The organism is Tenuifilum sp. 4138str (genome assembly GCF_041102575.1).
Classification (GTDB): Bacteria; Bacteroidota; Bacteroidia; order Bacteroidales; family Tenuifilaceae; genus Tenuifilum; species Tenuifilum osseticum.
Window position 1 is genome coordinate 92,228 of the sequence record NZ_JBGCUE010000011.1, and the last position, 26,854, is coordinate 119,081.

Here is a 26,854-nt window from a genome sequence, read left to right on the forward strand (position 1 = left end):
ACATTATAAAACATACCATGAAGAATACGCCCATCCCCTTCGAAGTTGTAAAGCAAAAGATTCAGGAATCAAAGTTACCAAGTGTAGGTAAGGCCTCGATTCGTGAGCTGGTTAAACTTGTCAATGAGATTGAAAAGGAAACCGGTATCAAGTACGTAAGAATGGAAATGGGAGTGCCCGGGCTGGAGCCATCACAAATTGGCATTGATGCTGAGATTGAAGCATTGAAGCGAGGGGTTGCCTCCAAGTATCCAATGATTGACGGTGTGCCAGAACTAAAAAAGGAAATTGCACGGTTTGTAAAAAACTTCATCAATATTGATGTTGATGAACAGGGATGTATCCCTACAGTAGGTTCCATGCAGGGTGCTATGGCCGCTTTTCTGGTGGTAAACCGTTGCAATGCAACAAAAGATACCATTCTATTCATCGATCCGGGATTCCCTGTTCAAAAACAGCAACTTAGGGTTCTGGGAATGAACTACGAAACTTTTGATGTATATAACTTCCGTGGCGATAAGCTCCGCGATAAGCTTGAATCGTACCTCAAAAAGGGAAATATTTCAGCAATCCTTTACTCAAATCCCAATAATCCCTCATGGATTTGCTTTACCGAAAAGGAATTGCAAACAATAGGCGAGCTAGCCACAACCTACGACACCATTGTTATTGAGGACCTTGCATACTTTGCCATGGACTTCCGCAAGGATCTATCCAAACCCGGACAGTCTCCCTTCCAGCCTACTGTGGCTAACTATACTCAAAACTGGTTAATGCTTATCTCCAGTTCCAAGGCATTTTCCTATGCAGGTCAGCGTATTGGCACCATGGTTATTAGCAATGGTCTTTACAAGCGCCGTTACCCTGACCTAAAACGCTACTTCACTTCCGATGAGTTTGGCTACGCCATGCTTTACGGGGCTGTTTACTCCCTATCGTCGGGGGTTTGCCATTCTACACAGTACGGTTTTGCAGCCATGCTAAAAGCAGCCAACGATGGAACCTTCAACTTTGTAGAATCGGTTCGTGAGTACGGTGAAAAGGCCAGAATAATGAAAAAGATTTTTACCGAAAACGGTTTTACAATAGTTTACGATATGGATGAAGACAAACCCCTGGCCGATGGATTTTATTTCACCATATCGTACCCGGGTTTAACCGGAGAACAGCTAATTGAAGAGCTTCTTTACTACGGAGTTAGCGCTATTTCATTAGCCATAACCGGTAGTGAGAGGACTGAGGGCTTACGTGCCTGTGTATCGCAGGTGCAGCGCAACCAGTTCTCCGACCTGGAAGTGCGTTTAAAACGATTTAACCAAGATCACAGGAACTAAAAGTTTCAACCAAATAGTAAAACAACAAAAATAAATTTGACCAATATGGCAAAAGTAAGAGGAGCAATTGTGGTCGATGTAGAAAAATGTAAAGGATGTGGCCTTTGTGTGGTAGCCTGCCCTTCAAAAGTTATTGAACTGGCAAGGGAGGTAAATGGCAAAGGATACAACTACGCCTACATGGCCAACCCCGAAGCCTGCACAGGCTGCGCAAACTGCGCATTGGTTTGTCCCGACACGGTTATCACTGTTTACAGGGTTAAAACTGAAGCTGAGGCTTAAAACCGACATTTTGTATAAACAAAAACTCATTAAAGAAAATGGCAGAGTTAAAATTAATGAAAGGGAATGAGGCCATAGCCGAGGCAGCCATACGTTGTGGTTGCGATGGTTACTTTGGCTACCCCATAACCCCACAATCCGAGGTGCTTGAAACCCTTATGGCTCGTAAGCCATGGGAAGAAACCGGTATGGTTGTCCTACAGGCCGAGAGCGAAGTTGCCGCTATTAACATGGTTTACGGCGGTGCTGGTTGCGGTAAAAAGGTCATGACATCATCATCAAGCCCCGGGATAAGCTTGAAACAGGAAGGTATTACCTACATTGCCGGTGCTGAACTACCTTGCTTAATTGTTAACGTAGTACGTGGAGGTCCCGGGCTGGGAACCATTCAGCCTGCCCAGAGCGACTACTTCCAGGCTGTTAAGGGTGGCGGACATGGCGACTATAAGCTGATTGTTCTTGCACCAGCATCGGTTCAGGAGATGTACGATTTTGTTGACCTTGGATTTGAACTCGCTTTCAAGTACCGTAATCCAGCCATGATTCTTTCCGATGGTATCATCGGCCAAATGATGGAAAAGGTTCAAATTGGCCCATATAAACCCCGAATGACCGACGAGGAAATAGTAGCCAAGTATGGTTCATGGGCCACAACCGGTAAAACCCCTAACCGCCAACGCAATATCATAACCTCGCTTGACCTCGATGCAGGCCGTCAGGAGCAGTTCAACCTAAAACTCCAGCGCAAGTACAAAGAGATTGAGGAAAAAGAGGTTAGGTTTGAAAAAATTGCATGCGACGATGCAGAGTACCTGCTAGTTGCCTATGGTTCATCGAGCCGTATTTGCCAGAAAGTTGTTGATATGGCCCGCGAAAAGGGAATAAAAGTAGGATTACTACGTCCCATAACCCTATTCCCCTATCCTACCAAGGCAATTCAAGCAATGCTGGGGCAGCTCAAGGGAATCCTTGCAGTAGAAATGAGTGCCGGCCAAATGGTTGAGGATGTTCGTCTGGCTGTTGAAGGTAAGGTTAAGGTTGAACACTATGGCCGTATGGGCGGTGTTATCCCAACACCACACGATGTGTTAAAGGCTTTAGAAGAAAAATTTATTAAAGGCTAATAAAATGGACATTAAAGATATTATCAAGGAAGAGAATTTGGTTTACTCCAAAACCAAGCTCCTAACCGACAATATTATGCACTACTGCCCGGGTTGTACCCATGGTGTAGTTCATAAGGTTCTGGCTGAAGTTATTGATGAGTTGGGCATACAGGAAAAGACCATTGGTGTTGCACCGGTTGGGTGCTCTGTGCTTGCATACAACTATATTGATATTGACTGGCATGAGGCAGCCCACGGTCGTGCTCCTGCGCTTGCTACCGCTATCAACCGTTTATACCCCAACAAGTATGTATTTACCTACCAAGGCGATGGCGACCTAGCCTCAATTGGTACTGCTGAAATCATACACGCCTGCAACCGTGGCGAAAATATTGTGGTTATTTTCATCAATAATGGTATTTATGGGATGACCGGAGGTCAAATGGCTCCTACCACCCTTATTGATATGCCCACTTCAACATCACCTTACGGACGAAAAGCCGAGCTCAACGGTTACCCCTTAAAGATTACCGAGCTAATAGCCCAACTCCCCGGAACATGCTACGTTACACGCCAGTCGGGACACACACCCGCTGCCGTTCGTAAGCTCAAAAAAGCCATTACTAAGGCCTTTGAGAATACCGGAAAGAAAAAAGGTACATCGTTCATTGAGGTAGTATCGACCTGCAACTCCGGTTGGAAGCTATCGCCCGTTAAAGCAAACGAGTGGATGGTTGAGCACATGTTCCCATATTACCCGCTTGGCGATTTGAAAGACGAGTAGTAGTTAATCAATTTAAAAACTAAAAAAATGACCGAAGAAATCATCATAGCCGGTTTTGGTGGGCAAGGTGTTCTATCAATGGGTAAAATCCTTGCTTATTCAGGCATAATGCAGGACCAGGAAGTAGCCTGGATGCCCTCATATGGTCCCGAAATGCGTGGCGGTACTGCAAATGTTACTGTAATTCTTAGCGATTCACGTATCAGTTCCCCAATTCTTCAGGAATTTGACACCGCAATCATTCTTAACCAGCAGTCGCTCGATAAGTTCGAAAAGATGGTAAAACCGGGTGGCACGCTGATATATGACCCCAACGGTATTACTCGTCACCCGCAGCGTACTGATATCAACATATTTAGGGTTGAGGCTGCCGAGGAAGCTGCTAGAATGAAGAACGCTAAGACCTTCAACATGATTGTTTTGGGAGCTTTCCTTAAAGTGAAACCCATTGTTAAGCTTGAAAATGTAATAAAAGGGCTTGAGAAATCGTTGCCCCAACGTCACCATCACCTAATTCCCATGAACCAGGAAGCAATAAGCAGGGGAATGGAGATTGTGAAAAAAATCAACTAGAAGATGAATGATAAATAAAAGCCTGACCTAAACGTCAGGCTTTTTTTTATTTTCTGTATGGCTCCGCGGCCCGTTTTAGTATTTTTTCAACAATATCGGACGTGATGTTTTTATTTTCGCCCATCTTCCATCCTCTTGCAGCAAATCGGTCAACAATTGGTTTAGTGTCGGCAAAGCTGATTCCATGCTCTGGCAAACGTGTTTTTACGCCCAAACCCCTAAAGAATTTCTCGGTTTCCTCAATTGCCCGCTCAGGGGTTAAATTTTCTCCGTTTAGGTTCCAAACCCTACTGCCATACTGTAGTAGTTTCTCTTTTTTGAATTCAACCATTTCGGTTAGTAAAGCCGGATAAATTATAGCAAGAGTAACTCCGTGATCAAGTCCAAAGAATGCGGTAAGCTCATGACCTATCATGTGGGTAGCCCAATCGGTAGGCACGCCAGTGGAAATCAATCCATTGAGAGCCATGGTACAACTCCACATAAAGTTAGCTCTTAGGTCGTAATCGGTTGGATTTTCCAAGGTTTTTGGACCAACCTCAATGAGCGTTTGTAGAATACCTTCGGCAAATCGATCCTGAATGGGCGAATTAGATGGGTATGTAAGGTACTGCTCAAGCACATGGGCAAATGCATCAACAACCCCATTAGCTACCTGATTCTGAGGAAGCGAATATGTAGTTGTAGGATCAAGAACCGAGAACTTTGGGTAAACTGCAGGACTACCAAAAGCGTACTTTTCCTTGGTTGCCTCCCGGCTAATAACTGCGCCAGCATTCATTTCAGAACCAGTTGCTGGGAGTGTTAACACTGTTCCAAAGGGTACAGCTTTCTCAACCTTTATGCCTTTAGTAAGAATATCCCAGGGTTCACCCTCAAACGGAATTGATGCCACAATAAACTTTGTTCCATCAATAACTGAACCGCCGCCAACAGCCAGCAAAAAATCAACATTATTTTCACGGGCAAGCTTAACAGCTTTTATGAGGGTCTCGTACCGTGGGTTAGGCTCAATTCCGCCAAATTCTAATACTTTTTTCCCCTTTAAGGCGCTAATAACCTTATCGTAAACGCCATTCCGTTTAATACTTCCACCCCCATAGGTTAGCAGTACCGTTTGATAAGGCAACAGTTCCTGTGTAATCATATCAATTTGGCCTTCGCCAAATAGAATTTTTACCGGATTGAAAAACTCAAAATTCTTCATGGGCTTAACATTTTTACTAAAATAAACAACCCATCGTTCAAAATGTTACGATGGGTTAAACAAATTCGTTCGGATTGATTAGATTACTTGAATAGCTCTTTGTATATCGATAATGATAGCATCTTCCTCATCTTTGTACTCTTTTTTCACCTCCAATTGCAAGTTATCATCATCGGCCCCGGCAAGCCTAACAAAATCAAGCTCTGGTATTGATGTGCTCAAAAACTCAAACAAATCCTCATCGGAAAGGTATTCAAATCCACCTATTGCATTGTATCTGAGCACTGTAATCAAAGCATTCTCATCTGCATCCACAATACTTCGTGCTAGACGTTCTGAGAGGTAATTCTTCACCTTGTTTTTGGAAACCTGAACTTTCTTCATGGCTTTAATTTTTTGCCGATTATACTACTTTTGTATTGGTGCATTCAATTAACTTTTCCCAATGTTCTAAATACAAATTTAATTTTTTTTACGTGTGATTTATTAAAGTGGTTACTATTTACTTTACTTTGTTTTAATTTTTTAATTTCAGGAATATGAACATAGCAACAGGTGATATCAAACCTCAAATTGAGGAGACCTGGAAGAAAGTTTTAATGGATGAGTTTAAAAAGGATTACTTTATCAAACTTAAAGAGTTTTTGGTAGAGGAGAAGAAAAAATACACTGTATACCCTCCAGGTTCCCAGATTTTTGCAGCATTTAATCATACCCCATTCAATAGCGTAAAGGTGGTTATCTTAGGTCAAGATCCTTACCATGGACCAGGGCAAGCCCACGGGCTATGCTTTTCGGTACCTAAAGGTACTCCTGCCCCACCCTCGCTTCAGAATATTTTTAAAGAGATAAACAGCGATTTAGGACTTCCCATACCAAATCACGGTAATTTGGAAAAATGGGCAAAACAGGGCGTGCTGCTTTTGAATGCAACGCTTACGGTCAGGGCAAATCAGGCTGGTTCACATCAGAACAAGGGCTGGGAAACCTTTACCGATGCTGCCATCAAAGCGCTTTCCGATCACCATAAGGGGTTAGTGTTTATCCTCTGGGGGAACTATGCTCAGGCAAAAACGAGTATTATAGATGCCAACAAGCATTTTATTTTAACGGCTCCACACCCGTCGCCACTTTCGGCTAGCAGAGGTTTTTTTGGGTGTAAACATTTTTCAAAAACAAATAGGCTCCTTACCTCCATTGGTAAAGAGCCCATTGATTGGTCGTTAGATTAATTACGAATGGGTTTTATTGAACCGTTCAATTTCCTGTAGGTATTTGGAACGTATTTCCGATATTCGTTCCAGGTTGGCCTTTAAATCGTAAATTCTTATTACATCCTGTGGGCCGTCAACCTTCCAGAAATACCCTAAGGCAGCATCAAAAAAACTATTCTGTAGGTTATTCTTAACATGACTGGTAATCAGTTTAAAGTCGTCCCATTTCAGTTCCTGGGGAATTTCAATGTAGTACTTGTTATCGCCAGCTAAATCGAGATAAATACCCTCATCGAATCGTTCAACAAGAAATGTTTTTTCTATTGTAATAAGGGCCATACTATTTACAGGCTTGCTACGTCTAAAATCGATGCCATGCTCAGCAAGCTTTTGCTGGATTATTGGAATCTCCTCAAAACACCTGAGGTTTTTAATCCTTATACAGTAGTATCGATGATCTTCCAGGTCAATATATCCGTATGTACCCATGCAAGCATGTTTAGCCTCACGGGATAATTTTTGCATAGTCCGAGCTAAAAACATATGGTCGTACTCCCTAACTAGGATTAAAAAGATTGACCTAGGTATTACATCGGTTGGTACATTCTTACCGTAGTAGCCCGGGTATGGTTCATAGTTTTCCAGAACCATGGTGTTGGAGTATATTCGCTCCGAAAGCGATTTAACCTTTTCCTCCTTAACCATTACTCCACGGGTTTCAAGTATCTTAGCAATGGCTGTCATAGTATTGAATTTTTCTCAATTTACAAAATAAACCGAGGTTAGTCAATAGATGCACCATAAAACATTTAAATAACGTGATTCTATTGGCATATCGAGGTAATCCAGGCTTATCAAAGTCTTTCATTTCGAGGTTTCAGAATTATCAGATTATGTTAGTCGATTCCTCAAGTGTAAAATTCAATTGGCGAATTTGGAATACAGTAAGTAATGTCATGTAAATTCCCAAAACAAAAAAAAGAGGCTTACCGCCTCTTTTCTTCTAAAACTTTTCGTAATTAGTGTCGTCGCTGTTGCTTGAAAGCTTAATGTCGATACCATCGGAAAGCTTAGGTTTTGACTTTGTTCGTTTGGATTCCCTGAATTCGGTTTTAGGAGTAATTGAAGTTTGAGCAATCTTTCTAGTAACATTCTTAAGGTTACTCAACGTTGTTAGGGTTTCTTTTCCACCAGTGTCAAAAAATGATACAATATCAATTAGTTGCTGGGCCTGGCTGTTGAGTTCCTCAGCACCTGAAGCCATTTCCTCGCTAGCAGCAGCATTCTGCTGTGTAACCTGGTTAAGCTGCTGAATGGCAGAGTTTATTTGATCAGCTCCAGCATTCTGCTCCATACTTGCAGCAGCAATCTCCTGAACTAGCCTTGCGGTCTTTTCAATGTCGGGAACTATCTCTGAGAGCAACCGACCAGCATCGTCGGCAATCTTAACGCCATCGTGGGTAATTCTGTTAATTTCCTCGGCGGCCAGACGGCTGCGTTCGGCAAGCTTACGAACTTCGGCAGCCACCACGGCAAAACCCTTGCCATGCTCACCTGCCCTGGCTGCTTCAACTGCAGCATTAAGGGCAAGTATGTTGGTTTGGAAAGCAATATCGCCAATAATGGTAACCTTTTCAGCAATCTTTTTCATGCTATTCAGGGCATATGTAGTAGAATCATATCCCTTACGGATGCCCTCTACGCTCTTAAAGGCAATGATTTCGGCTTGCTTGGCATTTTCAGTGTTGTTTTGAATATTTGCAACCATTTGCTCCATTGAGGCAGAAACCTCCTCAGCAGAACTTGCCTGCTCCGATGCTCCCTGCGATAGCTGTTGGCTAGTGGTACTCAATTGTTCGCTTGCAGCTGCAATGTGGTTTGAGGATATATATATTGTCGATATAACCTCCTTCAGCTTCTCGCTCATGTCGTTAAGGGCACGTGAAAGCTTTCCTAACTCATCGCCTCTTTTAGCTGACTCGCTTGCATGAATAACCAGGTTTCCTTTGGATAGGCTATGGGCTAGCTCTACACCTGAGTTTACAGGTTCGGTAATACTACGGGTAACCCTGTATGCAATTAGTGAACTCAAGAAGACAATAGACAAAACCACAAAAATTATTACCGTTAATCCATATTTAGCTGAATCGTTCAGTAATCCGGCCGATAAAATCACTCCCTTTTGGAGCAAACTTTGGTTATGGGTTACCGCTTCAAGGGATTTACTTTTGGCATCAAAAATAGCTTTTTTGGCCTCGACATGCTTTATGAAACTTTCTTTATACTGCTCAAGTGCCCTTACTATCTCACTAAGCCCTAATTTGGATGCTAATCTGGTATTATCATCAATTTCCGTTAGCCATTTTCTATACAGTTCATCATTACCTGAAATCAGGTAATTCTTTTCCATTATCCGAATGTTCAAAAACTGCTGAACGCCTCGTGAAACCTCACCTCCCATAACTCGGGCAGCAATGGAAAGTGCAGTGTTCGATGAGTTTTCCAGAACTGTAGAGGTTTGAGCTATAAGCTGATTGCTATTTTCAAGTGTTGCGAATTGATCTTCAACTACCTTAATATTTCCTTCAATAATTGTAATTAGCCCATAATTCTTTTTCGTAACAACGGGCTTAAGAATTTCGAGTTGGTTTTTAAACTTGGTAAAGTAGAGCTTAGCGGAGTCGAGTTCAACCTGATTACCTGATTGAATAAAATCGAGCAAATGGGAACTTAAAGCAGCGTTACTAGCTAGCAAATTGTTAAGCATAACCTGCTTGCTGCTCTCCAACCTTACTTTACGATTCGAAATGAAAACAGCAATGGCCACAACTAATATTAAACCAATAATTAATGAAAAACCCAATGCCAATCGTTTCCCAATTGGTAAATTGTTTAAGTTCATAAATAGTTTGATTTAAAGATTATACTTAGCTATAATTTCATCCACTGTTAAGGAGCAATTAAGCATAACGGATTCAGGTACTGGTTTACCAACCTTCTCCGACACAAGGAAGCGTTTACAGCTTGTATACTTCTCTTTACCAGCTGTGCAGTAAATTTTTCGGTAGGTTTCGCCCGCATTCGGATTGAAAAAAACATTTTTCAGGTAAATGGGGCACTTTTCCAGCTTTGGACAGCTTGATATTGTTTCCATACATTATTTTTTTAGATATAATAAAATTAATCAATTCTTTATCAGAAAAAAAAACTTTCGTCAAAAAAATATTTTAGAAAATCAATTTAAATGTTATCTAAATAACAACACAACAATTGCTATAAATACGTTAGTGACTTATTTATTGATTAGCGGTAAATATTATACTAAAGAACCTTCAAATAACAAATTCAACCGGGAAAATTTCTAGAGGAATGAGTCGGAATGAGTCGGAATGAGTCGGAATAGGAGGAATATGTTGGAGTTAGAAGAATATTGAAGAATATAGAGGAAGTTAGAGGAAGTTAGAGGAAGTTAGAGCCCGTGAAACGTGAGCCGTGAAACGCCAAGCTTGAGACGGGAATGAGTTAGAATGAAACGGAAAGAAACGGAATGAGTCGGAATGAATCAGAATAGGAGGAATATGATGGAGTTAGAGGAAGTTAGAGGAAGTTAGAGGAAGTTAGTGAGAAAGGGAACAGTTAAATCCTGTACCTTGGATTTTCAAGCTTTTACGGTCTAATAAAAATAGGTATGTAGTAAGACTTTAAGAGGAGATTCGTCAATTGAAAAAATCAATTGAATATTTTGGATTAAAATGAGGCTCATTGACCTGTGTAACGTAAAAATAAAAAGGCCCCAGAGTAACCCGAGGCTTTTTTGCGGTCCGGACGGGACTCGAACCCGCGACCCCATGCGTGACAGGCATGTATTCTAACCAGCTGAACTACCGGACCAATCTTTTGCTTTAACTTTTCCCTTGAAAAGCGATGCAAAGGTAATACCTTGTTTTTAATCTTGCAATAGTCAGCTAAAAATTTTTTTTCTGAAAAATACTGAAATTAACACTTCCGTAAACCCGGTGTTCCAAAAAATGCTGATTATCTGCAAAATTGTACTTATTGGAGTGTTCAAGAATAAACCATCCTCCATCGACAATTACGGGATGATTAAAGATGATTTGCGGTAAGGTATCAATTCCCTGCAAATCGTAGGGGGGGTCGGCAAAAATAATATCGTACTGCCTGTTACAAGACTTAATATAGCTAAAAGAATCTCCCTTAATGGGATTTAATCCAATAAGTTTAAGCTGGTTTGCAGTGTTACGGATGAATTGCCAATGATGGAAATCCTTTTCAACTGAATCCACTAAGGCGGCTCCGCGTGAAATGAATTCGTAGCTTATACTACCTGTGCCCGAAAACAAATCAAGAACCCTTAACCCCTCAAAATCGAAATGATTGGCAATTATGTTGAAGAGGCTCTCCTTGGCAAAATCGGTAGTAGGACGAGCACGAAAGTTCTTTGGAGGATTGATAAGCCGTCCACGTAAACTTCCGGATACTATTCGCATGTAACACCCAAATTGAATAGCCTAAAGTATTCTGTCCGGTAACGTAGAAGTCGGTATGAGAAAAATACCGGTTTATAAAAATTAGCCTGATGGGTAACAGAGTTAACGTATTTAACTATCTCTTCGGGCAACCCTGCCATTAACTCTCCATCACCGGTCAGGTTAAGCTGTAAGTTATAAGTGTTATCAATAACTGACCTAGCTAATGCATTGGTGTAATAAACAACATCGGTTGTTGATTTACACAAATAGCTATTGGCCGCAAGAAGCTGACCGTTGTTGTGAAGAATTATGGCTAAATGCTGTTGGTCAATATCAACCTGTAAAAAGGGTTTAGCGGTGTAACTGTAGGGAACCTGAATAAATGACAGCAATGAATGAGTAAATAAAGAGCCACCATGTAACGATTTCCACTCGTTAATAAACTCATGGGGTGCAGCGTATATAATTACTAGCGATAGGTTTGGCAATTCGGTAAAACCCAATTCAAAGCCATCGGGTGTGGAATGAACCTGCTCAAGGAGTAATTTCGATTTACTTGGTTCAAAGAATTCATTGGGAACAATTGTAAAGTAAGGTAGGTTAAATGCAACTATAACCTTTTTAAACTCCCCCTTAAGCCAGGGTTTAGCCTCAGTTAGCTTACCAATAAAATTACGGAAATCAACACTACTGATACTAAAGCCCTGCCAACCCGTATTGAATAGTGCTATGAAAGTGTTGCGTATGGTATCCTTCACCGCATACGAAAATCCATTCAGGGATACCTGAATGGATAGTTCGTATGTAGATGTCCGATCCCTATCAAAGGTTTCGTCTATGATGTCAATTTCTTGCATTGCCAATATACTACTCCCAGTTACCGGCATTATTGGTGGCCTCGGTTAAGGAACCAACTTTTAAGCCAGGATACTTATTAAGTTTTTTAGCAAGGTCGTCCATATTAATAATTTCCTGACGATCAAGGTTCTTTAGGATAACCTTGTTCGGTGCTTTACACTCAAAAACCTTAACGCTTACACCCGATTGTGTTTTTAGCTCACCTGCTGCCAGCTCAAACTGTTCGCCACCAGTAAACGGAATAAAACGTAGCGAATCGTAAGGATACCCCTTAAGAATGGTATCGCGAACCGGAATGAGAATGGTATCGCGGAAAACTTTTTTCTGAATTACAGCAAGGGAGTCGTCCTCCGAACCAATCTGCTTAACAACCTTAATCTGACCTTCCTTCATGAAGTTGATAAGGGTATCGAAACTACCGGTGTACTTACCAAAACGCGAGCGGTAAGCATCCTGAGCAGTTCTAATACTTTTTAAACGCTCAATGGTAGCATTGTACCTACGATTTTTTTCCTTTTCAAAACGGATTGGCTCCATTATGCTCTCATACAGGAAATAACCAAGTATCGCTATGATAACTGCAAGTGCAATTTGGTAAACTGTTTTCATTTTTCGTGTTTTGGTTTATGTTTGCGTGCAAATTTAAAAACATCTGGTTAAATTCTAACTTAAATTTACAAAAAATATTGCATTGCTGTGATTAAAACACATGTTATTAAGGAAATAGTTGAGAGGTTGGGTTTTGCCCCTACAGTTGGGCAACTGGAAGCAATTAACACCTTATCGGAGTTTACTGTTCAGCCTACCGGTAATGATTGTATGTTGCTTACAGGTTATGCCGGAACCGGTAAAACATCGCTTATTGCGGCATACGTTAAGGCTTTGGATAAGTTTGGTATAAACTACCAGCTCCTTGCTCCTACCGGAAGAGCAGCAAAAGTATTAGCTGAATACTCCGGATGTAATGCTTACACAATCCATAAAATAATTTATCGGCAACTATCCAATACCGATGGTTTTGGACGCTTTACCCTAAACTTTAACAAATCAAAAAACACCATATTTATTGTTGATGAGGCTTCGATGATATCGAACCAATCGTTCGACGATAGCGCATTTGGATCGGGCAAGCTACTTACTGACCTTATTGAGTATGTCAGTATGGGCAAGGAGTGCAAGCTGATGCTTGTGGGCGATACCGCTCAGCTACCTCCGGTAGGCCTTGATATTAGCCCGGCATTGAACCCTGCTGAGTTGGAATCGTTTGGTTTAAATGTTAGGTTTGCACAGCTCTCCGAGGTAATTAGACAGCAGTTCGATTCAGGAATTTTGCAAAATGCTACTTGGCTGAGGGAACTGGTTGACTCGTCAAAAAATGTATTCCCTAAATTCAACACTGAATATGCCGATGTAAAAAGAATTTCAGGAGGGGAACTCCTGGAATACCTCTCCGATGAGTACAGTAAAAACGGGCGCGAAGGGAATATTGTAATTTGCTACTCGAACAAACGAGCTAATAGATATAATCAGGGAATACGGGCAAAAATTCTATTCCACGAGGAGGAACTCAGCGTGGGTGATTACCTAATGGTTGCCCGGAACAACTACTACTGGGTGAACGATAGGCCAAATATTGGCTTTTTGGCCAATGGTGAAATAGTAAGGGTTAAGCGGATAGGTAAAAGAACTGAACTTTATGGTTTCCGGTTCGCTGATGTTACATTTGAGCTGCTTGACTATAACAACGAAGAGTTTGATGCTAAATTAATACTCGACTCACTATACATGGATGGCCCATCGCTGGGGAGCGAAAGCATGAAAATGCTTTACCAGGAAGTATTGGCCGATTACATGCACCTTAAAACCAAAAAGGCTCGCATGAAACAAATTCAGAACGATCCCTACTTTAACGCCATTCAGGCAAAATTTGCATATGCGGTTACCTGCCATAAAGCTCAGGGTGGGCAATGGCCAACCGTTTTCGTTGACCAGGGGTTTTTCAACGATGACATGTTAACACGTGAGTACTTGCGCTGGCTTTACACTGCTTTTACAAGGGCCACCCAAAAAGTTTACCTGGTAAACTTTGACGATAAATTTTTTTAGCGAGTTAAAATTTCATAAAACAGCTCTACAACATTAACATAACCATACTCCCTTTCGTTTTGCTGTTGAATCTTTGCAGTCAATTTTAGGGAAAGAGGTATGAAGCGTGTTTTTTATGTTTTAATTACCGTACTGGCAACTTTTAATGCTGAGGTTAAAAGCCAAGATAGTCAAAGTATTAAAACTCAACTAAAATTCGATTTTGTAAGCCGTCACCTATGGCGTGGCATGCGAAATAATACAACCCCCGCCGTACAGCCAACTATCCGATTCGATGGCAATATGTTTTTTGGTGGCTTTTGGGCCTCGTATTCCTTAGGTTCCGAAAACGTTCAAGAAATTGATATATACACCGGTTTTAAGTACAAGAATGTTGATCTTACAATTATTGATTACTACAACCCTATTGATACTGCTGGTTGGAAGGGTGACTTTTTCGAATTCAGTAACAGTAAGACCCGCCACACCCTCGATGCTATAATTACCATTAACCCAACAAGCCATTTCCCGCTAAGTTTAACCTTTGCAACCATGTTTTATGGTTTTGATAAGGACTCATTAAGCAAAAAGAACCTTTATTCCACCTACCTCGAGGCGGAGTACACTTTCTTCAGAAACGACAATACTCGTATTTCATTTCATATTGGTGGAACGCCCTATAAAAGTTACTACGCCAGCAAGACTGCAATTACAAATACTGGAATAACAGTTACTAGGAATATTCACTTTAACTCAAACATAACCATTCCGGTTAAGGGAAGCTTTATTCTTAACCCCTACACACACCAAGTGTTTTTACTAGCTGCGTTTACCATACAGTAAGGATAAAGGATAAAGGATAAAGGTTAAAGGATAATGGATGTCTAGTCCTGAAATAAGTCTACAGGTTAGTTAATAGATTTAAGCGACACACTGACCCTTCCCGAAAAGCATCTACCAAACATTGTTATTTAATTAACAAATGTTTAAAACGAACATTTAATTAAATAAAATTTGACTTTTAATTGCATCAACCGTATATTGCGGGAAGCACAGTGCAGAATATCAAAAATCAAGAGTATGAGATACAGGAGCTTAAGGACAGAAATGATGGTAAACATTCTAGGTATTACCATTGTAATAATGGCTGTGACTTTAACCGTTGTGGCTTACAAAAGCCTAAACACAGCAAAGAAAACGGCAAGGGAAACAAGCTCGTTGATAGCATCGGATGTTACACGGAGTGTTGCCAGCTACCTTGAAAAACCCTTTGAAACACTATACAATATCAATGTTACATTTAGCTCTCTTAAATTGAGCGGTGTAAAAAACAGAGAAGTTTATAAGGATGTTCTCAAAAAAACACTTGACTTAAATAAGAATTATCTTGCCCTATGGGCAATGTATGAACCAAACATGCTTGATGAGAATGACTCAAAATATGCGGGTAAAGATGGTTATGATGAAGAGGGTAGATTTGACATCTCTTTTTACAAAGCAAACAACATCATAAAAAGCGAAGCGGGGGAGGTTTCAATGTACAGCGAGGATTACTACCAGATACCCTTCACATCGGGCAATGAAACTGTACTTGAGCCGTACTTTTATACCTACACCGGCGACGAAACTGGCCATAGCTACTTTGAAACCTCGGTGGCTATCCCAGTAAAAGAGTCCGGAAAAACAATAGGGGTAATTGGTTTGGATATTGACCTTTTAGAACTTTCTGAGAATATCAAGAATCAAAAGGTTTACCAAACAGGCTATATATTTATTGCTTCATACGATGGGATTATAGCCGCACACCCTAATAAGGAATTAACTGGCGATACGCTTTCAAATATTTTGAACATTGAAATTGCTGATTACAAAAAAATTGTTAATAGCAATTCATTCAGCACAATAACATTGGGTAAGGGAAGCAAGCAATCGTTTGTATTTATAAACCCTATAAAGATTGGGAAAACCCTTAAGCCTTGGTCGGTAGTTGTGGTCGTGCCCGTTAATGAGGTTTACTCGGAGAGTCGAAAATTAATAATCACAATCGTTATTGTTGGCATAATTGCTATTGCGCTTCTTATTATGATAATACTATACCAAGCCGGCAATATTACTATGCCAATATTTAAAGCCGTAAAATTTGCCAACAATATAGCCAATGGCGATTTAACCCACAAGCTGGAGCACAATCGATCCGATGAGATTGGAACACTCCAATCGTCACTCCTTCAAATGCAGCAAAAACTAATTGAAATGGTTACAGAGTTCAAGAGCAGTAGTGGAAGTATAGCTGATGCCAGCTCGCACTTAAACTCTACAGCCCAGCAGGTATCGCAAAGTGCTGAGGAGTTAGCTTCATCATCGGAAGAACTGTCGAGCACCATGGAGGAAATGGTTTCAAATATTGAGCAAAACTCGCACAATGCCATTGAGGTTGAAAAGATATCGCTTGAACTGGTAACTGATGCCCAAAAGGTGAAGGATGCCTCGGAAAAAAGTATGGCATCAATTGGTTCAATTGCCGAAAAAATTCAAATTATTAACGATATAGCATTCCAAACTAACCTGTTAGCCCTAAACGCCGCTGTTGAGGCTGCACGTGCAGGTGAACATGGAAAAGGGTTTGCAGTTGTGGCTGCTGAAGTGCGAAGGTTAGCCGAACGTAGCCGAATGGCAGCCGACGAAATTAATAGACAATCGGGTGAGAGCGTTCAAATTACAGCTAAAGCCACAGAGTTACTGAATCAAATTATTCCAAAAATTCAGAAAACAACCGAACTGATTCAGGAAATTGCCCACGCTAGCAAGGAACAGCTTACAGGCTCAGAGCAGGTTAACAATACTACCCAACAGCTTAGCGGAGTTACTCAACAAAATGCCACTATTTCAGAGGAATTAGCTGCTAGTGCAGAGGAACTTGCTGCACAGGCTGAGAAATTGTTGGAATTTGCAGAGTCATTTAGGATTGAAACCGTTCATGGTGTTAAAAAGGATGACTCTAAACACCAAGCATACGAAAGCGAGAAAACAACCCCAAAGCTTGAACCTAAACCAAAAACATCGGAAAAGAAGGTTATAAAACCCCTTACAAAAAAGAAGGTTGAGGAACCCAAGCAACCCCACAAGGGGATTGATATTAAGTTAAAACCAAGCGATGATTCTGAATACGAGAGTTTCTAACAATTGAGGGCTGCAAATGGCAGCCCTCAATTACTTTACGGTTTCATCATCCCGTATTGCGATAGAATCATATCCAGATTTTCAAACTTCTTCCGGTAATCGGCAAGGGCTGCATTTATGATTTGGTGTGCCTCATCAACTCCATATACATGGGTAATCTCGCAATCGCGGTGAGTTCCCGGTAAATCCTTGTAGGTTAGAAAGTAATGCCTCAGTCGAGTAATAATTGCCTCAGGGCATTCATCAATATTTCGGATATGCCCATAAACCGCATCATCCTTTAAAACGGCAATTATTTTATCGTCGGCCTGGTTACCGTCAATCATCCTCAACCCCCCAATGGGGATTGCGTAAGCTAGTAAATTCCCATGGGCAATGTTTTTTTCGGTTAACACGCAAATGTCAAGGGGGTCGCCATCGCCGGCTAAATCGTTTCGCCCGGTTTTATCGCGGGCAATTTGTGCCACATTCTCGTCGCAGAGGGTTTGTGGAATAAAACCATAAAGTGCTGGAAGCACATTTGAGTACTTTTGCGGACGATCGATACGAAGGTAGCCCGATACCTTATCAACCTCATACTTAACCGTATCGGTTGTAACCATCTCAATGAAAGTTGTAACTATACTGGGGGCATTAGGCCCAACGTCAACCCCATGCCAGGGGTGCGATTTATACCTCAATCCCATTAGCCTGCCAATGGGATCCATAATCCTATTTGTCATTGCTTAAAAATTTTAGCCCGCAAAGGTAATAAATGAAACGAGATTAGAAAACGTTCACCTCCCGTTCAAGCTCTATACCGAAAAGCTCCTTCACGGATTTTTGGATTGATGAGGACAATTCTAGAATTTCAGTACCATTTGCACCTCCATGGTTTACAAGCACCAAGGCCTGCTTATGATGCACACCGCACCTACCTACTTGCTTACCCTTCCATCCGGCTTTTTCAATAAGCCAACCAGCAGGAATTTTATAGAAACTCTCTGAAACCTGAAAACCATTTAAATCGGGATGTTCCGATTTAAGCGCATTGTATTTATCAGCATCAACAACGGGATTCTTGAAAAAACTACCGGCATTACCTAACTCAGCCGGGTCGGGCAATTTACTTTTCCGGATGTTGATAACGGCTTTGCGTACATTTTGTACTGTAACCTCACCAAGCTTTTCAACTTCCTCAGCAAGGTTCCCATAGTTCAATACAAAACTCGGGTTCCTTGAAAGCCGAAACCATACGTGGGTAATTATTACCTTCCCTTTTAGCTCCTGCTTAAAAATACTATCGCGATATCCAAAACGGCACTCAGAAGCATTGAACTCAATGAGTTTTCGAGAAGATACCTCGATTGCTTCAACCTTAACTATGGTATCCTTTACCTCAACCCCATATGCACCAATGTTCTGTATGGGCGATGCGCCAACTAGCCCAGGTATATGGGATAGGTTTTCAATTCCACCAAGATTGTTCTCTGCAGCAAATTCAACAAATTTATCCCATACAACACCCGCGCCAACCCTAAATACGTAGTTTTGCTCGTCGTCGGTTTGGAGTTGAACTCCTTGAATAGCCGGATTAATTACTACGCCCTCAATATTCCTTGTAAATATAATATTACTACCTCCTCCTAGAACAAAGATTGGCAACTTATTGTACGACGCAAAATTTATGGCATATAGAATCTTTTCAACGGTGTTTGCTCTGGCGTAGTAACTTGCCGTTACATCTATTCCAAAGGTGTTGTAGGGTTTAAGCGATATATCTTTCTTAATAACAAACATTTGGCTTTTAGTTTGCGATAACAAATATAACTTTTTTATGTAAAATCGTAAATTTTTATAGCTTTACTAATACTAAACCTTCAAAGCCATTCATTTGTTATTAAGTAAACTTCACTTATGCGAATCCAAATATTTAGCACATCATATATAGTAACCGACCAGCGGTTACAACGTGTTGCCAATTCACTAGCAACTTATGGATACTCCGTTAAGGTATTCTGCCGCAAGCATAAAAACTTGAGCTATGAAAACAATAAATTCAATGTAAAATACATAAACCCTCTCTTTGAAAAGGGGCCTCTTTTTTATTTCTTTTACAACCTAAGAATTTTTTTACGAATCCTTTTTTCGCGTTCTGACATAATTTACTCAAACGATCTTGATACCTTGCCAGGATGCGCATTAGGCTCAATAGTAAGGTGTAAAAAGTTGATTTATGATAGTCACGAACTTTTTACCGAAGTGCCAGAGCTCATTGGACGACCTATCACAAAATTCTTCTGGCGTATTCAGGAAAAAATCTTTGTTAAACGTGCAAAAGCAGTAATTACAGTTTCAGAGGGTGTAGCCAATGAGCTAAAGAAAAGGTATAACCTAAAAAACGTTGAGGTAATCAGGAATGTTCCCATACGAACTTCCACGGAAGTTTTTAAAGATAAACAACCAATAATTATATATCAAGGTGCCCTGAATATGGGAAGAGGTATTGAACTGGCCATTGAAATGATGAAACAGTTACCTTGCTACAAGCTGCTCATTGTTGGTAAAGGAGATATTGAAATAAAACTGCGCCGACAGATGCTTGAAAGTGATCTATCTGGCAGGGTTCAGTTTTTAGGGCAACTAACACCAGAAAATTTAAGGCTTGTTACCCCTACAGCCTGGTTAGGTCTATCGCTCGAAGAGGATATGGGACTGAACTACAGGTACGCTTTGCCCAATAAACTATTTGATTATTTAGCTGCACATGTGCCAGTGCTTGTAAGTGATTTACCTGAAATGAAAAGGGTAGTTGAGGAATATGGAATTGGCATTGTTGCTCAAAGCCGGAAACCAATAGACCTTGCCAACCAGATTGCCGACTTTTTTGAGGATAAGGAGGGTTATGAAATTACTCTGAAAAATGTAAAGAAAGCGGCAGAAAAACTATGTTGGCAGAACGAGGAACCCAGGTTGCTTAACCTGATTAACTCGTTAAAAAAGGGTTAGTACTTGTTGAACGATACTATTTCGTTAAAGTCCTTACGCCGTTTCTGGCGAACTTCGTCACTTGCAGGGTATCCAAGGGTAATAATTAGGGGAACCCTGCGCGACTTAGGAATATCCAGCAACTTTTTCACAGCGGGCTCATCAAACCATCCCAGCATGCAGCTACCAAGTCCCTCTGCCTTGGCAGCAAGGCAAATATGCTCAGCAGCAATTCCAATATCAATAAGAGGGAATGTTTTGCCCTTTACAAAACTCCCGAAGTTAGAATTTAGATTAGCGGGTTCCATAACAATTACGATATGAACGGGAGCCTGTTTGGTAAAGTGGTTGATGCCCAATACTCTGTTTGCAGCAGCATCGGCTAGTTTATTCTTTAGTTCAGGTTCATCAACTACAATAAAATGCCAGGGTTGGGCATTACATGCCGATGGAGCCAAACGGGCTGCCTCAATAATTCGAAGAATTACTTCCCTGTCAACAGGACGTGTATCATAAGCCCTATCGCTCTGACGGTTTTGAACAAGGTTGTAAAAGTAATCGCTATGGTTTGTAAACATCTGCTATTTGCTTTAAAACTTCGGACTCTACAGTTACTTTGCCCTTGGCAGTTAAAGCAAGCTGAACCATGGCTTTGGCCACATCGCTTGCCTCAATGCCTCGGTATCGCCTTAATGGGCCTACAAATATAAACCTAAACGTTCGAAAGAAGCAAATCCCTATACTCTCACCTAGTCTATATTCATTCCGCTTACCAAGTAGGATTGATGGACGAACAATTGCAACCAGCTCAAAATCGAGTTTTTTGAGTTCCTCCTCCATTTGTCCCTTTGTCCGCAAATAAAAGTTACGTGAAATTTGATTTGCGCCTATGGATGAAATAGCAATAATTCGTTTAACTCCTGCCTGGTAAGCTTTGTGTGCAATTTCAATAACCATATCAAGATCTACAGCTTTAAATGCCTCTTTGCTCCCAGCCTTCTTCATGGTAGTTCCCAAGCATATGAAAACATCATTAGTATCCTGCTCAATTGAGATATTCGCTCCAAACTCAACAAATCTGACCTTTTGGAATGGATTTGATTGGTTTAAATTCCTTCGGTAGGCAACTATCTCATGATAATTTCTATTCTCATCGAGCACACGGAGCAGGCTATAACCAACTAGACCAGTGCTTCCAAATACAGCGGCTTTTCGTTCCATAACAGTTTTTAAAAAGTAACAAACAAACTACTAAAAGGTTATTCTGTATTGGGGTATAACCATTATTCCAAGCTGGTAGACCCACTGCGATTCGCCTGTGCGAGTATTAAACCTATCGCCATAGATATTCTTATTGTTAAACAAATTTGTAACCTCAATTGCCCATTCCTGGGTAAATCCTAACTTGTTCAACTTGTACCTAATAGTCAAGTCAGTTTTAAAATAATCGCGAAGCTGTAATTCATAAGCTTTACTTGTATCCCATTCCCTGGAATACCTGTTCTCAGTAGGGTTGTAAACAGCTGACCAAGGAGTGGCTCGCTTTCCACCACTGTATGACACCTTGGCATCAAAACTAAAAGTCTTCTTTGACTTTTTGCTATTGGACAGATTAAACTCCTTACCAAATAGAGCATTTGTAATGTAGTGGTGGTTAAATGCAGTGCTGTGGGTAATACCATCGCTACCCTGATACTGGGAATTAAAAAGTGATGCAGTTAATAGGTAATAGTAGCCCTTGTTTAGGAAACGCTCCAATGTTAACTCAACACCATAGTTTTGTCCATTGCCACCGTTCTTAACATAGTCCGGTAATTCCAGAACAAAACTTGCACCCTGGTTTAACAGCGAGTAAGAATTAGATTCAGCTGCATCTACAGCAGCATCAAAAATATACTGGTAGTAAACCTCCGCTTTAAGCCGGGTATGCGAGGCTAGTAACCAATCGTAACCCGCAACAAAATGGTGGCTACGAACAAAGCCCAAATCCTTGTTTGGCTGAATATAAGAGTCGTCGATAAGTCGTACACGCCCCAGCACAATGGGTAACGACACAACCTGACTATGTAACCCATACCCTAGATTAATTGAACTATTGGACGATATTGCCCACTTTATTGCAATGCGAGGCTCAACAGACCATTCCCTGTTCAGGAAAAAGTACATGGCCTGTAAACCAGTATTGAACGTAAGCGTGTTGGTTGGGCGATACTGCCAATTAATATAAGGCTGTGTTAACAACGCATCACCCTCATCGTTCCTTAGAATACGGAATGCGTTATCGTTCTTTTTAAAAACGCTATCATAATAGTTAAATGCTAGCAGCTTGGCTATTACCCCAATTTTTATTTGGCTTTTAGTTGAGAAACGTTTATTAAATGACAGGTTTCCTGATATTGTGCTCTCAATAAAGTTATTGCGGTAGTATGGAAATTTTTGTAATAAATCGGTTGAAAGCGAGTCCATTACCGTTTTAAACTGGTGAGCGCTAACAGCAACCGAAAGTTTTGTGTAAGTACTCTGATTTACCATATATGAATGGTTTAACCCCACAACACCCATATTGGAACCATTAGTAAGGTCAAACCCTTCGCCACCATAAAAATCGATTTTATCTTTAAGGGTATCTCTACGGCTATCCCAAATTTCAATATTGCTTAATCCGCCTAATCCAAACAAGGAGATATTTCCAAGCTTAGTTCGAGGGAAATTTATTTTAAAAGATATGTCCTGGTAGTATGGCACACCCACTGTTCCCAGATCCATTCCTAGCTTATCAAAAACACCAAGGGTTGAGTACCTGTAATTAACAATGAACGAGGAACCATTACTTTTAGCAATCGGCCCCTCAGCTCCAAACTCAAAACCATTAAAGCCTATTTGACCCAAAAACTCATACTTTTCGTTGTTTCCGCTACGCATCTTCAAGTCAAATGCACCCGAAATGGCATTACCATACTCTGCCGAAAATGCCCCTGAAATAAAGTCGGAGTTTTCCAAAAGGTTACTGTTAAGCATACAAACAGGCCCACCTGTGGTTCCAGTTGCTCCCCAATGGTTAGGGTTAGGAATATCAACACCCTCAAGCCGCCAAAGCAACCCCATGGGGCTATTACCCCTGATTATAATATCGTTACGGGAATCGTCAACGCCCAAAACACCAGCATAGTTTGCAGCCATACGAGCTACATCGGCTCGGCTACCGGCGTAACGCTCAGTTTCCTCAACTGTAAAACTCCTTGCACTAACCAGCGAAAACCTGTTTACTGGTTTTTCCTTTTGCGCATCGGCTTTCACAACCACTTCACCCAATGGAATGGCAAGCTCATCAAGCTGAACATTTACAACTAGTTCCTTTCCACTGGTTAAATTCAAGTTGGATATAACTGCATCGGCATATCCAATATACGAAACCTTAAGGCTAAGCCTTCCAATAGGGATATTGTCAAACCTGAACCTCCCAATTTCATTGGTAATGGTACCCAGTACCGGTGTGGTATTGAGAATTACCACTGTTGCACCAGGCAGTGTTAAACCTGTATTTTTATCGGTTACTTCACCACGAACAGTTTGAGTTAGCTCTTGAGCATTGATATGGCTAGCAAGAATAAAAAAACATATGCCGATTAAATATCTACTTTTCATTGAAAAATTATTTGGAAAACAATGCTTTGTATTTTCAAAATTCATACCAAATAAAAGATTGACTTATAGTAATTTATATTAGCCTAAAAAAGTTATTAACATTTCTTTAAAAAGGAGAAATTATTGTTGACTTTGTTTTGTAATGAAATTAACTTGTGCAAGTTAACTCAAAAACAAATAACCATGAGAAAAATTTTTATTCTATCATTAACATTACTGATTCTTGGAGTTGTTTCCTGTCAAAAGGAAGAAATTACTCCCAGTGTTACCACTGATCAGGATGTAATTGTTTTCAAGAATGGCGATATTATTCCGGGTAAATTTATAGTAGTATTTAAGCCAGACACATTTAAGGCTTCAATAAATCTACCCTTTGAAGAGAGTCAACTTCAGGCACAGAAGTATGTTACATCGTTTATTAGCGATTTTGGAATTCCTGTAAAACAAATTGATCAAGTATATGGAGCAGCCATATCAGGTTTTTCTGCTGAATTAAGCGAACTGCAAGTTAATATGCTTTTAAACGATAAGAGGGTTGCCTACATTGAGCCCGATAGATGGATTGTTCTTGACTATAAGGTTGAAGAAACCAGCGATGCAGCTAAAGCTCAAACTTTTCCCTGGGGAATAACCCGGATTGGAGGTGCCGTTAACTATACCGGAACAAACGTAGCATGGATAATTGATACCGGAATAGACCTTGACCACCCCGACCTAAATGTAAATGTTGCTAAGAGCAAAAACTTTGTACGTACTGCCAAAAGTCCTGATGATGATAATGGACACGGCTCACATGTTGCCGGAACAGTTGGTGCCAAAAACAATGATATTGGTGTAATTGGTGTTGCAGCAGGTGCACCGGTAGTAGCAGTAAAAGTGCTTGACCGCAGGGGTAGCGGAGCATACTCAACCATAATTTCAGGTGTTAACTATGTAGCAAGTGCTGGTGTTGCAGGCGATGTTGCCAACATGAGCCTAGGTGGCCCAATTTACCAAGCACTTGACGATGCCGTTCTTGCAGCTTCAAATAAAGGAATTAAGTTCTGTTTAGCAGCTGGAAACGAAAGCACCGATGCTAATAATAGTTCTCCTGCAAGGGTTAATGGAACTTATATTTATACCATCTCTGCTATGGACAGTGCCGACAAGTTTGCATCGTTTTCTAATTATGGTAATCCTCCCGTTGATTACTGTGCTCCTGGAGTAAGTATTTACTCTACCTATAAGAGCGGTAAGTATGCCACATTGAGTGGAACTTCAATGGCCTCACCTCATGCCTGTGGGGTTGTTTTACTAGGGGCTCCAAAAACCGATGGTTACGTTCTAAACGATCCTGATGGAAAGCCTGATCCAATTATTCACAGGTAAACTGTGATAAATGAAAAAGGGCGCTTGTGCGCCCTTTTTCATTTTTAATATCCTGCTGCCTGCCCATCCTTTCGGGATTCCGAGGCTCCAATATAAACTCCATTTTTTTCATCGAACATAATTGCCTGGTATCCCCCGTAACCATCCAAGCTAAACCCAATTCTGTGTCCCTTGGCCAATAATTTTCTAATTTCCTGGTAATCAAACCCGGATTCAAGGTAAACCGTTCCTCCATCGGTCATTCGTTCGCCAGTGGGCTCTGAACTGCCCTCATGCTGTATACGAGGGGCGTCTCCTGCTTCCTGTAAATTCATTCCAAAGTCTATTAAATTTACAATAATCTGGGCATGCCCTTGGGGTTGCATTCCACCACCCATTATGCCAAAACTAACCCATGGTTTACCATCCTTGGTAATAAAGCCAGGTATTATGGTATGAAACGGCCTTTTGCCGGGAGCATAAACATTTGGGTGTCCCTCCTCCAGGCTGAAAAGTTCTCCCCTATCCTGTAATACAAAACCTAAGCCAGTTGGTGTCATTCCGGAACCCATTCCACGGTAATTACTCTGAATGAGCGAAACCATATTTCCCTCCCTATCGGCAACAGTCAAATAGACTGTATTGCCGGTTTGCAACATGCCCGCATCGTAGGTTCTGGCAGCACGGTTTAAATCGATTAGTTTCACCCTTTCCCTTGCATACTCTTTTGAAATCAATATTTCATAAGGGATTTTAACAAAATCAGGGTCAGCATAGTATCGAGCCCTATCCTCAAATGCAAGTTTTTTAGCCTCAATGAACAGATGCATGTATTCTGCGCTGCCAAACCCCATTGATTTTATATCGAACTGTTCCAGTATGTTTAGAATTTCTAGAGTAGCTATACCCTGGCCATTGGGAGGTAATTCCCACACATCGTAACCCCTATACGACGATGACACAGGCTCAACCCACTCCGACTTATGCATAGCCAAATCGTTGTAGCTTAGGAAGCCGCCGTTACGTTTCATATAATCGTCAATTGCACGAGCAATTGAACCTTTATAAAATTCATCGCGGCCTTTTTGGGCAATAAGTTCGTAGGTATTGGCTAAGTAGGGGTTTCGAAATATTTCACCTTTGGAAGGGGCTTTACCGTTGGGCATGAAAACATCAGCAAAACCCTCGTATTGTTTTAAGCGCACGGCATTGCGCTGCCAGTAGTATGCAATAAGTTCGGAAACCGGAAAACCCTCGCGGGCGTATGAAATGGCAGGAGATAGAATTTTTTGCATAGGCAACCGGCCAAACCTCTTATGCAGCTCAAACCAGCCATCCACACAGCCGGGAACCGATACCGGTAGCGGTCCTAAAGCTGGGATATGAGTGATTCCATTCTTTTTAAAGTATTCCAGGGTTAGCGACATTGGCGAACGACCACTGGCATTAAGGCCATAAAGTTTTTTTGTTTTTGCATCCCATACAATAGCAAATAAATCGCCACCAATTCCACTGCCAGTAGGTTCAACCAATCCTAGCATAGCATTGGCTGCTATAGCAGCATCAACAGCAGTGCCCCCCTGCTTCAGAATATCAATGGCAACCTGTGTTGCCAAGGGCTGGCTTGTACAAGCCATACCATTACGGGCTATAACCTCGGAACGTGTTGCAAAGTTTAACCCAGTCATTCTATCCTGAGAAAACAGGGTTAAGGTTATACCCGTGAGCAATAAAATTGAGCTAAGAATTTTTTTTCCCATATCAAAATGATTTAAAAAAGGC

General features: G+C 41.1%; 25 protein-coding genes and 1 tRNA gene. 11 read left to right on the top strand and 15 right to left on the bottom strand.

The annotated features are described in order from the left end of the window. The first annotated feature begins 17 nt into the window (after positions 1-17). The 5 genes from AB6811_RS10845 to AB6811_RS10865 are packed head-to-tail and all read left to right on the top strand — an operon-like array spanning position 18 to position 4,079. Positions 18-1,334: an aminotransferase class I/II-fold pyridoxal phosphate-dependent enzyme gene (locus tag AB6811_RS10845; protein ID WP_369490485.1), complete on the top strand. Its 1,317-nt coding sequence runs from the start codon at positions 18-20 to the stop codon at positions 1,332-1,334. Between the two features lie 45 nt (positions 1,335-1,379). After that, on the top strand, positions 1,380-1,616 hold the full coding sequence (locus tag AB6811_RS10850) for a 4Fe-4S dicluster domain-containing protein (RefSeq protein WP_369490486.1): 237 nt from the start codon (positions 1,380-1,382) through the stop codon (positions 1,614-1,616). A 38-nt stretch (positions 1,617-1,654) separates the two neighbouring features. Further along, positions 1,655-2,740 (top strand): 3-methyl-2-oxobutanoate dehydrogenase subunit VorB, encoded by a 1,086-nt coding sequence (locus tag AB6811_RS10855; protein WP_369490487.1) that lies wholly within the window; start codon positions 1,655-1,657, stop codon positions 2,738-2,740. A gap of 4 nt (positions 2,741-2,744) precedes the next feature. Beyond that, positions 2,745-3,506 (top strand): thiamine pyrophosphate-dependent enzyme, encoded by a 762-nt coding sequence (locus tag AB6811_RS10860; RefSeq protein WP_369490488.1) that lies wholly within the window; start codon positions 2,745-2,747, stop codon positions 3,504-3,506. 27 nt (positions 3,507-3,533) lie between these two features. Further along, complete coding sequence (locus AB6811_RS10865; RefSeq protein WP_369490489.1) at positions 3,534-4,079, top strand: 2-oxoacid:ferredoxin oxidoreductase subunit gamma family protein; 546 nt, start codon at positions 3,534-3,536, stop codon at positions 4,077-4,079. A gap of 46 nt (positions 4,080-4,125) precedes the next feature. Here the strand turns inward: AB6811_RS10865 and AB6811_RS10870 are convergent, their stop codons facing one another. Together AB6811_RS10870 and AB6811_RS10875 are read right to left on the bottom strand one after the other, a co-directional pair. Beyond that, a complete protein-coding gene (locus AB6811_RS10870; protein WP_369490490.1) occupies positions 4,126-5,286 on the bottom strand; it encodes an iron-containing alcohol dehydrogenase in 1,161 nt (386 codons plus the stop codon). A gap of 78 nt (positions 5,287-5,364) precedes the next feature. Beyond that, a complete protein-coding gene (locus tag AB6811_RS10875; protein ID WP_369490491.1) occupies positions 5,365-5,670 on the bottom strand; it encodes a hypothetical protein in 306 nt (101 codons plus the stop codon). Between the two features lie 176 nt (positions 5,671-5,846). Here AB6811_RS10875 and ung point away from each other — a divergent pair, with 176 nt between their 5' ends. Then, positions 5,847-6,518, top strand: a complete 672-nt coding sequence (ung, locus tag AB6811_RS10880; protein WP_369490516.1) for a uracil-DNA glycosylase — start codon at positions 5,847-5,849, stop codon at positions 6,516-6,518. Here the strand turns inward: ung and AB6811_RS10885 are convergent, their stop codons facing one another. From AB6811_RS10885 to AB6811_RS10915, 7 genes are all read right to left on the bottom strand, one after another. Then, positions 6,519-7,244 (bottom strand): hypothetical protein, encoded by a 726-nt coding sequence (locus tag AB6811_RS10885; protein ID WP_369490492.1) that lies wholly within the window; start codon positions 7,242-7,244, stop codon positions 6,519-6,521. Positions 7,245-7,503: 259 nt separating this feature from the next. Next, positions 7,504-9,402: a methyl-accepting chemotaxis protein gene (locus AB6811_RS10890; RefSeq protein ID WP_369490493.1), complete on the bottom strand. Its 1,899-nt coding sequence runs from the start codon at positions 9,400-9,402 to the stop codon at positions 7,504-7,506. Positions 9,403-9,414: 12 nt separating this feature from the next. After that, a complete protein-coding gene (locus AB6811_RS10895; protein WP_369490494.1) occupies positions 9,415-9,654 on the bottom strand; it encodes a hypothetical protein in 240 nt (79 codons plus the stop codon). A gap of 663 nt (positions 9,655-10,317) precedes the next feature. After that, positions 10,318-10,391, bottom strand: a tRNA-Asp gene (locus AB6811_RS10900). Positions 10,392-10,465: 74 nt separating this feature from the next. Further along, entirely contained in the window at positions 10,466-11,008 is a 543-nt protein-coding gene (locus AB6811_RS10905) for an RsmD family RNA methyltransferase (RefSeq protein WP_369490495.1), read from the bottom strand. Further along, on the bottom strand, positions 10,999-11,847 hold the full coding sequence (locus tag AB6811_RS10910; RefSeq protein ID WP_369490496.1) for a DUF3822 family protein: 849 nt from the start codon (positions 11,845-11,847) through the stop codon (positions 10,999-11,001). The genes AB6811_RS10905 and AB6811_RS10910 overlap by 10 nt, the downstream gene beginning before the upstream one ends. 10 nt (positions 11,848-11,857) lie before the next feature. Next, complete coding sequence (locus AB6811_RS10915) at positions 11,858-12,457, bottom strand: hypothetical protein (RefSeq protein WP_369490497.1); 600 nt, start codon at positions 12,455-12,457, stop codon at positions 11,858-11,860. Between the two features lie 87 nt (positions 12,458-12,544). Here AB6811_RS10915 and AB6811_RS10920 point away from each other — a divergent pair, with 87 nt between their 5' ends. The 3 genes from AB6811_RS10920 (at position 12,545) to AB6811_RS10930 (ending at position 17,113) form a co-directional block, all read left to right on the top strand. After that, positions 12,545-13,954 carry an ATP-dependent DNA helicase gene (locus AB6811_RS10920; protein ID WP_369490498.1) on the top strand — a complete coding sequence of 470 codons (1,410 nt, stop codon included), beginning with the start codon at positions 12,545-12,547 and terminating at the stop codon, positions 13,952-13,954. 99 nt (positions 13,955-14,053) lie between these two features. After that, positions 14,054-14,776 (top strand): hypothetical protein, encoded by a 723-nt coding sequence (locus AB6811_RS10925; RefSeq protein ID WP_369490499.1) that lies wholly within the window; start codon positions 14,054-14,056, stop codon positions 14,774-14,776. A gap of 237 nt (positions 14,777-15,013) precedes the next feature. Beyond that, positions 15,014-17,113: a methyl-accepting chemotaxis protein gene (locus AB6811_RS10930; RefSeq protein WP_369490500.1), complete on the top strand. Its 2,100-nt coding sequence runs from the start codon at positions 15,014-15,016 to the stop codon at positions 17,111-17,113. 35 nt (positions 17,114-17,148) lie between these two features. Here AB6811_RS10930 and AB6811_RS10935 read toward each other — a convergent pair whose 3' ends face one another. Together AB6811_RS10935 and murB are read right to left on the bottom strand one after the other, a co-directional pair. After that, positions 17,149-17,835 carry an inorganic pyrophosphatase gene (locus AB6811_RS10935; protein ID WP_369490501.1) on the bottom strand — a complete coding sequence of 229 codons (687 nt, stop codon included), beginning with the start codon at positions 17,833-17,835 and terminating at the stop codon, positions 17,149-17,151. Positions 17,836-17,878: 43 nt separating this feature from the next. Beyond that, positions 17,879-18,892, bottom strand: a complete 1,014-nt coding sequence (gene murB, locus AB6811_RS10940; protein ID WP_369490502.1) for a UDP-N-acetylmuramate dehydrogenase — start codon at positions 18,890-18,892, stop codon at positions 17,879-17,881. 117 nt (positions 18,893-19,009) lie between these two features. Here murB and AB6811_RS10945 point away from each other — a divergent pair, with 117 nt between their 5' ends. Then, a complete protein-coding gene (locus tag AB6811_RS10945; RefSeq protein ID WP_369490503.1) occupies positions 19,010-20,101 on the top strand; it encodes a glycosyltransferase in 1,092 nt (363 codons plus the stop codon). On the opposite strand, the gene AB6811_RS10950 is transcribed toward AB6811_RS10945, so the two are convergent. The 3 genes from AB6811_RS10950 to AB6811_RS10960 are packed head-to-tail and all read right to left on the bottom strand — an operon-like array spanning position 20,098 to position 23,725. Next, complete coding sequence (locus AB6811_RS10950) at positions 20,098-20,658, bottom strand: nitroreductase family protein (RefSeq protein WP_369490504.1); 561 nt, start codon at positions 20,656-20,658, stop codon at positions 20,098-20,100. The two genes, AB6811_RS10945 and AB6811_RS10950, sit on opposite strands and share 4 nt — an antisense overlap. Further along, positions 20,642-21,301, bottom strand: a complete 660-nt coding sequence (locus AB6811_RS10955) for an NAD(P)H-binding protein (RefSeq protein ID WP_369490505.1) — start codon at positions 21,299-21,301, stop codon at positions 20,642-20,644. The genes AB6811_RS10950 and AB6811_RS10955 overlap by 17 nt, the downstream gene beginning before the upstream one ends. A 30-nt stretch (positions 21,302-21,331) precedes the next feature. Then, positions 21,332-23,725, bottom strand: a complete 2,394-nt coding sequence (locus AB6811_RS10960) for a TonB-dependent receptor (RefSeq protein ID WP_369490506.1) — start codon at positions 23,723-23,725, stop codon at positions 21,332-21,334. A gap of 183 nt (positions 23,726-23,908) precedes the next feature. Here AB6811_RS10960 and AB6811_RS10965 point away from each other — a divergent pair, with 183 nt between their 5' ends. Beyond that, positions 23,909-25,093 (top strand): S8 family serine peptidase, encoded by a 1,185-nt coding sequence (locus AB6811_RS10965; protein ID WP_369490507.1) that lies wholly within the window; start codon positions 23,909-23,911, stop codon positions 25,091-25,093. Positions 25,094-25,137: 44 nt separating this feature from the next. On the opposite strand, the gene ggt is transcribed toward AB6811_RS10965, so the two are convergent. Continuing rightward, positions 25,138-26,832: a gamma-glutamyltransferase gene (gene ggt, locus AB6811_RS10970; protein ID WP_369490508.1), complete on the bottom strand. Its 1,695-nt coding sequence runs from the start codon at positions 26,830-26,832 to the stop codon at positions 25,138-25,140. Positions 26,833-26,854 lie beyond the last annotated feature (22 nt).

Excerpts from the sequence above, each read along its gene's own strand:
- AB6811_RS10845 (WP_369490485.1), top strand. The coding sequence starts at position 18 with ATGAAGAATACGCCCATCCCCTTCGAAGTTGTAAAGCAAAAGATTCAG.
- AB6811_RS10850 (WP_369490486.1), top strand. The coding sequence starts at position 1,380 with ATGGCAAAAGTAAGAGGAGCAATTGTGGTCGATGTAGAAAAATGTAAA.
- AB6811_RS10855 (WP_369490487.1), top strand. The coding sequence starts at position 1,655 with ATGGCAGAGTTAAAATTAATGAAAGGGAATGAGGCCATAGCCGAGGCA.
- AB6811_RS10860 (WP_369490488.1), top strand. The coding sequence starts at position 2,745 with ATGGACATTAAAGATATTATCAAGGAAGAGAATTTGGTTTACTCCAAA.
- AB6811_RS10865 (WP_369490489.1), top strand. The coding sequence starts at position 3,534 with ATGACCGAAGAAATCATCATAGCCGGTTTTGGTGGGCAAGGTGTTCTA.
- AB6811_RS10870 (WP_369490490.1), bottom strand. The coding sequence starts at position 5,286 with ATGAAGAATTTTGAGTTTTTCAATCCGGTAAAAATTCTATTTGGCGAA.
- AB6811_RS10875 (WP_369490491.1), bottom strand. The coding sequence starts at position 5,670 with ATGAAGAAAGTTCAGGTTTCCAAAAACAAGGTGAAGAATTACCTCTCA.
- AB6811_RS10885 (WP_369490492.1), bottom strand. The coding sequence starts at position 7,244 with ATGACAGCCATTGCTAAGATACTTGAAACCCGTGGAGTAATGGTTAAG.
- AB6811_RS10890 (WP_369490493.1), bottom strand. The coding sequence starts at position 9,402 with ATGAACTTAAACAATTTACCAATTGGGAAACGATTGGCATTGGGTTTT.
- AB6811_RS10895 (WP_369490494.1), bottom strand. The coding sequence starts at position 9,654 with ATGGAAACAATATCAAGCTGTCCAAAGCTGGAAAAGTGCCCCATTTAC.
- AB6811_RS10905 (WP_369490495.1), bottom strand. The coding sequence starts at position 11,008 with ATGCGAATAGTATCCGGAAGTTTACGTGGACGGCTTATCAATCCTCCA.
- AB6811_RS10910 (WP_369490496.1), bottom strand. The coding sequence starts at position 11,847 with ATGCAAGAAATTGACATCATAGACGAAACCTTTGATAGGGATCGGACA.
- AB6811_RS10915 (WP_369490497.1), bottom strand. The coding sequence starts at position 12,457 with ATGAAAACAGTTTACCAAATTGCACTTGCAGTTATCATAGCGATACTT.
- AB6811_RS10925 (WP_369490499.1), top strand. The coding sequence starts at position 14,054 with ATGAAGCGTGTTTTTTATGTTTTAATTACCGTACTGGCAACTTTTAAT.
- AB6811_RS10930 (WP_369490500.1), top strand. The coding sequence starts at position 15,014 with ATGAGATACAGGAGCTTAAGGACAGAAATGATGGTAAACATTCTAGGT.
- AB6811_RS10935 (WP_369490501.1), bottom strand. The coding sequence starts at position 17,835 with ATGACAAATAGGATTATGGATCCCATTGGCAGGCTAATGGGATTGAGG.
- murB (WP_369490502.1), bottom strand. The coding sequence starts at position 18,892 with ATGTTTGTTATTAAGAAAGATATATCGCTTAAACCCTACAACACCTTT.
- AB6811_RS10945 (WP_369490503.1), top strand. The coding sequence starts at position 19,010 with ATGCGAATCCAAATATTTAGCACATCATATATAGTAACCGACCAGCGG.
- AB6811_RS10950 (WP_369490504.1), bottom strand. The coding sequence starts at position 20,658 with ATGTTTACAAACCATAGCGATTACTTTTACAACCTTGTTCAAAACCGT.
- AB6811_RS10955 (WP_369490505.1), bottom strand. The coding sequence starts at position 21,301 with ATGGAACGAAAAGCCGCTGTATTTGGAAGCACTGGTCTAGTTGGTTAT.
- AB6811_RS10960 (WP_369490506.1), bottom strand. The coding sequence starts at position 23,725 with ATGAAAAGTAGATATTTAATCGGCATATGTTTTTTTATTCTTGCTAGC.
- AB6811_RS10965 (WP_369490507.1), top strand. The coding sequence starts at position 23,909 with ATGAGAAAAATTTTTATTCTATCATTAACATTACTGATTCTTGGAGTT.
- ggt (WP_369490508.1), bottom strand. The coding sequence starts at position 26,832 with ATGGGAAAAAAAATTCTTAGCTCAATTTTATTGCTCACGGGTATAACC.